We start from the raw sequence: 6,121 nt of genomic DNA, 5'->3' as shown, positions 1-6,121 counted from the left end.
GCGCGATATGGCCCCCGGCCCGGATCCCTCCCTTTCGCCGCAGGGGGGCCCCCGTACCCATGGCCCCCCCGCCCCCCCCGCCCCGCCCGTGCCGCCCGCCCCGCCCGTGTCGACGCTCGTCTCCTCGCCTGCGCCGGCCTTCGCCCCGTCACCGCAACCTACCGGGAGTTCCTCCATGACCTGCTTCTTCGACCCCAACCACGGCCCCGGCAACACGACCGTGACATGGTCCCCGCAGTGGGGTGTCGCCCGGCCGGTCCAGGCGTGCGGCGGATGCGCACAGCGGGTGCAGAGCACGCCGCCGCCGTTCTACACGCCGACCCAGCAGGGGTATCCGCAGCCCGCGCCGCAGGGTTACCCGCAGCAGGGCTATCCGCAGCAGGGGTACGGGCAGCAGCCGTACGGAGACCACCATGACCAGCAGCAGGGCGGCGGGCGCCGCTTCGGCACCGGCGCGCTCATCGGTGCCGGTGCGGCCGGTCTGGTCGGTGGCGCGCTGCTGAACGAGGCGTTCGACGACGACGAGCCGGACGTGGTCGTCAACAACTACTACGAGGACTGACCGAGCGGTCCCCTCGTGCCCGGCCGTCCGTGAGGGCGGCCGGGTCTCCCGGCAGCGCACGCACTCCGAGGCCGCACGCCTACACTGGGTCGACACGTGTGCGGCGACTGTGATGTGGGCGGGACGGAGAGGGCTGTGTCGGAGAACGTCGGTGGCTTCGAGGATCCACCCGCCGGGGTTCTCTCGGAGGCGGCTGCCGCCTTCGGGCTGCTCGCCTCGTCGGCACGGCTGCACCTGATGTGGGCGTTGTCCCAAGGTGAGAGTGACGTCACGCACCTCGCCGACCGGGTCGGCGGTGCGCTGCCCGCGGTCAGCCAGCATCTGGCGAAGTTGAAGCTCGCCGGGCTCGTGCGCTCGCGCCGTGAGGGCAGACGGCAGGTCTATTACGTCGATGACCCCGACGTCGTGACGGTGGTGCGGGTGATGGTCGGCCAGCTCAGCGCGCGCTCGCAGCGAGCCTCCGCAGCGGTGCGCCGGCTGAGCGGGACCGGTGGCTGAGACCACTGCCGCGGCTTCGGGTCGGGACGCCGAGACGTCCGCTTCCGGTCCCCTGGCCGTATCGGTGCCTGGTGCCGGTGCTGCGGGGTCTCCTGCGGGACATGCGGTGCCGTCCGTGCTGGAGGTGCTGCGCCGACTGGACAGCGGTCCGCGCGGTCTGACGGAGGCGCAGGCCGAGGAGCGGCTGGAGCGGCTGGGCGCGAACACGGTTCCGGACCGGCGTGCGGCCTCGTGGCCGCGGCTGTTCGTCCGCAGTCTGCGGGACCCCTTCACCGCGGTCCTGTTGTGCCTCGGGCTGGTGTCGGCGGCCGTCTTCGCCTGGGGGACCGCCGCGGTGATCCTCCTCCTGGTCGTGGTGAGCTGCGTACTGCGCGCATCCGGCGAGCACCGGGCCGACCGGTCCGCGGCCGGACTGCGTGAACTGGTCGCCACCACCGCGACCGTGCTGCGCCGCGCGGACGACGAGGACACGACAGCGGCGCCGACGGCCCGCGAGATCCCGGTGGATGAGTTGGTACCCGGCGACGTGGTCCGCCTCGGTCCGGGCGACCTGGTTCCCGCGGACGTACGACTTCTGCGTGCGAGCGGCCTGACCGTGCACCAGGCCGTGCTGACGGGGGAGTCGATTCCCGTCGCGAGGTACGCGGACGACATCCCTCGCGAGGCAGGGAGCGGTCTGTTCGAGCAGCCGCAGTTCTGTTTCCAGGGCAGCAGCGTCGCGTCCGGCAGTGCCACTGCGGTCGTCACCGCGACCGGCGCGCACACCCGGTTCGCCGCAGCCCACGGCCGGTTCTCCGGCAGGGCGGGGGCGAGCGCCTTCGACCGTTCCGTGCATGGCGTCTCCTGGATCCTGATCCGGTTCATGCTGCTCACGCCGCCGCTGGTTCTCATGGCCAACGCGGCATTGCGCGGGCGTGGCCTGGAGACCCTGCCGTTCGCCGTCGCGGTGGCGGTGGGGCTGACGCCGGAGATGCTGCCGGTCCTCGTCACCACCTGTCTGGCCCGCGGCGCCTCGCTGCTGGCCCGTACCCACGGCGTGATCGTGAAGCGGCTGCCCGCGCTGCACGACGTCGGCGCCGTCGACGTCCTGTGCCTGGACAAGACCGGCACCCTCACCCAGGACCGGCCGGTCGTCGACCGCTCCCTCGCCCCGGACGGCCAAGACGACCCCGAAGTCCTGCACTGGGCCGCCGTCAACGCCTGGTGGACCCTGCAACTCGCTGACCTGCCGACCCCCGATGCCCTCGACGAAGCGATCCTGGACGCGGTCGGCGAGGACACGCTCCTGGCGTACGACGGAACAGCAGCCGTACCCTTCGACCCGGTCCGCCGCCTCGCCACCGCCGTCGTACGGACACCAGGACGTCTCGGCATGCACACCCTGGTCGTCAAGGGAGACGTCGAGGCCGTCCTGGAGCGCTGTGCTCTGGGGACGGACGAGCGTGAACGGCTGCGCGGCCTCGCCGCCGGGCAGGCCGCCGACGGCCTCCGCGTCCTGGCACTCGCCACCGCGGACCGCCCGGCCCGTACCCGCCCCTACACCCCCGCCGACGAACGTGGCCTCGCCTTCCGCGGCCTGGTCACCCTGCGGGACGCGCTCGCGCCGACCGCTGCCGGCGCGCTGAACGTCCTCACCGAGCGGGACGTCACCGTCAAGATCCTCACCGGCGACCACCCGGGCACCGCGGCCCGTGCCTGCCGCGACCTCGGCATTCCCGTGGCCGAGGACGACGTTCTCACCACAGACCGCATCGACGCTCTCAGCGATACGGAACTCGCCGAACTGGCCAGCCGTACAACCGTGTTCGCCCGCTGCACCCCGGACCACAAAGCCCGGATCACCCGCGTGCTGCGGACCGCCGGACACACCGTGGGCTTCCTTGGCGACGGCGTCAACGACGTGCCGGCGCTGCGTGCCGCCGATGTCGGTATCGCCCCGCGCGACGCGGCCGACGTGACCCGGGAGAGCGCCGACGTGGTGCTCGCCGAGAAGGATCTCACCGCGATCGCCCATGCCATCGCCGCGGGTCGGCAGGCGAGCGGCAACATCGCCACGTATCTGCGCATCACGCTGTCCTCGAACCTCGGCAACGTCATCGCGATGCTCGCCGCGGGCCTGCTGCTGCCGTTCCTGCCGATGCTCCCTGCACAGGTCCTCATACAGAACCTGTGCTTCGACGCCGCCCAGCTCGCCTTCGCTCACGACCGCCCGCACCCGTCGGTGCTGGGCCGCCCGACCGTACTGCACCCACGGGACCTGCTGCGCTTCATCGCCGGGTTCGGCCTGCTCAACGCCGTCGCCGACCTGGCGACCTTCGGCGTCCTCGCACTGGCCGTGCACGGTCCGGGGAACAGTGACGACGAGGCAGTGTTCCACTCCGGCTGGTTCACCGAGAACCTGCTCACCCAGGCCCTCGTGATGGTGCTCCTGAGCGTCGGCCGCCGGACTGCCGAGCGGCGCCGACCGGGTCCGGTCGCCCGGGCCGCAGTGGCGCTGGCCGTCGTCGGACTGCTGCTGCCCCCGTCACCGCTCGGCCCGTGGTTCGGCCTGACCGCGCTACCGGCCGTGTACTACCTGCTGCTCACGGCCGTTCTCGTGCTCTACGCCGCGGGCCTCCTGGCGGCCAGGAGGCGCTACGAACGACGGCTCAGCGCCGCCTCACACAGGTCTTGACGCGTGCCGACTTTCAGCGGCGAGCGGGTGAGTTGCGCTATTGCGCAATAATCGAGCACGGATTGAAGGTCCTGATGGCGCGAAGGAAGGGCATGCATGCCGGGCGGGGACATTCGGCGAGTGCGTAATGCGAATCTGCGGCTGGGCGCCGCCCTGGCCGAGGTCGAAGGACTCTACGCGGCCTTGCTGAAGGCCGGCTCTTCCGGACGGCGGCGACGGCTGCAGGCAGAACTGGCGCGCGCCGCGGGTCGCCTGGCTGGTCTGGCTGCCGCGCCGCCGGAGACCGGCTCCTCGGCCGTCGGTGTGCGGCGCACACGATGGGGGCGGCGACGGGTGTTGGCCGAGCGTGGCGCCGCGTGGATCGTCGCGCGGTACGGACGGGGCGGGTCGCGGACGACGTGAACAAGGTCCCCGCCAAGCGGATGACCTTCACGACCATGCAGACAGCCGCCGACCCGGCCGACCGCAACCGTGTCGTGGTGGGGCAGGGAGCCAGCTCTCTCTTCACCGCCATCGCGGGCGATCAGCCTCTGACCACCGGCTCCGGCGAGAAGTCCGCGGTGGCCTCCGCGACAGCGGCCGCCGCGGCCGTGCCCGCCTCGGAGATCGCCGTGACGGTGGAGAACGGCACCGGCATCACCGGCCGTGCCTCGACGATCGCCACTGCCCTGACCGACCGGGGCTTCAACTCCGGTACGACCACGGGCAACGCCTCGAGCCCCACGACCACCACCGCCCTCACGTACGGCGTCGGCCAGAAGGCCGAGGCCGAGACGGCCGCCAAGGCCCTGGACCTGCCCACCTCGCACCTGAAGCAGGGCACCGGCCCGGGCCTGACGCTGGTGATCGGCAGCGACTGGCCGGACGGCTCCACGTACCCGGGCGGCTCGTCCTCGCCCTCACCCGCCGACACGAAGGCAGCGGTCTCCAACGCTCATGCACAGACCGCCGATCAGGCCGAGACCTGCGCCAAGGTCAGCACGTACAAGACCGTCAGCCTCAACGGCGTCTCCATGACCCCGGCCCAGGCGTACGCGGCCGCGAGCAGCAGACCCGACTCCGATTCCTGACTGATACGGAGGCGACTGACCTCACGCCATAGACTTACAGTTGCGCAATGTTGCAATGAATGTCATGTGGTGCGCGGGCCCGGCGCGTGCGGCCGGTCGGCGAAGAGAAGAGGCGTGCGGGATGTTCCGCGGCGGGCTGGAACCCTGGCATCTGCTGGCCGTGTCCATCGTGATCATCTTGTTGTTCGGGTCCAAGGAGTTGCCCGAGGCCGTCCGCGGGCTGGGGAAGTCGATGCGCATCCTCAAGAGCGAGGCGAAGGTCGTGAGGCAGGATGGTGTCGCGCAGCCGTCCGAGACCTCGACAGGCGGTGCCGTCTCCGAGCCCGGGGTGCGCGTCGCCCAGGCAGCGCCAGGCGAGGTTGCGACCCCGCACGCGGCCACCGACAGTCACTCGGCGCACTGAGTCCCCCGTGCGCCGTCCCCGTCAGGGGCTGGCCATGTCGAACCCGTACCGCAGCGGCTCGCTGGTCACGCTGCAGTCGCGGCGGTAGACATACACGCCTTCGGCGCGCAGGCCGTGCGGGGCGGCCTCGATCTGGCAGGAGTGTGTCACCTGGATCACCCGCGGTCGGTCGGGGACCTTCATTCGCACTCCGTCCGCGGGCCCTCCGTCGAGGACCGCGGTCTCCCATCCCGTCACGTCTGTCGTCTTCATGCGAACCAGTTTAAAGCTTGCGCAAATTGATAGGTATTCGTGATGCAGGTCGCAACCGGAACGGCTGGCCCTAGGTGGCGTCGGGGTCGAAGGTCGCGCGGGAGGGTGATCCGGTCTGTGTGTCCTTCGTCAGGGGTACGGGCTTCGGCGCCGCCGTCCTCCCCGGAGTGTCGTCGGCCGCTTCACGCACTGCGTCGGCGGCCTGCGCCAGCTCCGCTCTCGGGTCGAGGGTGGCTCGGATCTCGTCGAGTCCGAGGGTGTCGCCGTCGAGGACGTGCTTGCGGACGAACCTCTTGGGGTGGAGGTCCTCGTACTCGAAGTCCTTGAACTCCGGTCCTAGTTCGGAGCGGATCTCGTCCTTGGTGCTCTCGGAGAGCTCGCGCACCTTGCGCAGGAATCCGGCCACGTTCTGGATGATCTCGGGTAGTTTGTCCGGGCCGAAGAGCAGGGTGGCGAGGACCGCCAGTGTGACGAGTTCGAGCGGGCCCACATCGGAGAACACCTGACACCCCTTGTCGTCTCCAGGTCGGCCCGCCCGGTGCGGCAACCTGTCGCCAATACTTTAGAGATTGCGCAACTGTTTGAACTGTAGCGGTAGGGTCGGCGTTGGAAACCGGTGAAGGTACAGACAGTCCACATTCGAAAGGATTGAGCCGTGGGAA

Annotated in this window: 7 protein-coding genes; 5 read left to right on the top strand and 2 right to left on the bottom strand. The window is 70.7% G+C overall.

Going from position 1 to position 6,121, the window contains the following annotated elements; genetic code table 11:
* The first annotated feature begins 175 nt into the window (after positions 1–175).
* The 5 genes from NGF19_RS30065 to tatA all read left to right on the top strand — a co-directional run bounded on the left by NGF19_RS30065 (position 176) and on the right by tatA (position 5,207).
* Positions 176–562: a hypothetical protein gene (locus NGF19_RS30065; RefSeq protein ID WP_252429082.1), complete on the top strand. Its 387-nt coding sequence runs from the start codon at positions 176–178 to the stop codon at positions 560–562.
* Positions 563–697: 135 nt separating this feature from the next.
* Positions 698–1,060 carry an ArsR/SmtB family transcription factor gene (locus tag NGF19_RS30060; protein WP_252429080.1) on the top strand — a complete coding sequence of 121 codons (363 nt, stop codon included), beginning with the start codon at positions 698–700 and terminating at the stop codon, positions 1,058–1,060.
* The gene (gene mgtA / locus NGF19_RS30055) at positions 1,053–3,734 is read left to right on the top strand and encodes a magnesium-translocating P-type ATPase (protein WP_372506038.1); all 2,682 of its coding nucleotides are present in this window, start codon (positions 1,053–1,055) and stop codon (positions 3,732–3,734) included. The genes NGF19_RS30060 and mgtA overlap by 8 nt, the downstream gene beginning before the upstream one ends.
* A 356-nt stretch (positions 3,735–4,090) precedes the next feature.
* Complete coding sequence (locus NGF19_RS30050) at positions 4,091–4,804, top strand: LytR C-terminal domain-containing protein (RefSeq protein WP_443735608.1); 714 nt, start codon at positions 4,091–4,093, stop codon at positions 4,802–4,804.
* Between the two features lie 121 nt (positions 4,805–4,925).
* A complete protein-coding gene (gene tatA / locus NGF19_RS30045) occupies positions 4,926–5,207 on the top strand; it encodes a Sec-independent protein translocase subunit TatA (RefSeq protein ID WP_252429078.1) in 282 nt (93 codons plus the stop codon).
* 21 nt (positions 5,208–5,228) lie between these two features.
* Here tatA and NGF19_RS30040 read toward each other — a convergent pair whose 3' ends face one another.
* Positions 5,229–5,459: a hypothetical protein gene (locus NGF19_RS30040; RefSeq protein ID WP_252429076.1), complete on the bottom strand. Its 231-nt coding sequence runs from the start codon at positions 5,457–5,459 to the stop codon at positions 5,229–5,231.
* A gap of 70 nt (positions 5,460–5,529) precedes the next feature.
* Complete coding sequence (locus NGF19_RS30035) at positions 5,530–5,961, bottom strand: sec-independent translocase (protein ID WP_252429074.1); 432 nt, start codon at positions 5,959–5,961, stop codon at positions 5,530–5,532.
* Positions 5,962–6,121 lie beyond the last annotated feature (160 nt).

This window comes from Streptomyces macrolidinus, assembly GCF_023887685.1.
GTDB lineage: Bacteria > Actinomycetota > Actinomycetes > Streptomycetales > Streptomycetaceae > Streptomyces > Streptomyces macrolidinus.
Note: the sequence above shows the minus strand (reverse complement) of the source record. Positions and strands in the feature narration are given on the sequence as shown.

Bases quoted from the DNA above. Each gene is read 5' to 3' on its own strand.
- tatA (WP_252429078.1), top strand. From the start codon at position 4,926: ATGTTCCGCGGCGGGCTGGAACCCTGGCATCTGCTGGCCGTGTCCATC.
- NGF19_RS30040 (WP_252429076.1), bottom strand. From the start codon at position 5,459: ATGAAGACGACAGACGTGACGGGATGGGAGACCGCGGTCCTCGACGGA.
- NGF19_RS30065 (WP_252429082.1), top strand. From the start codon at position 176: ATGACCTGCTTCTTCGACCCCAACCACGGCCCCGGCAACACGACCGTG.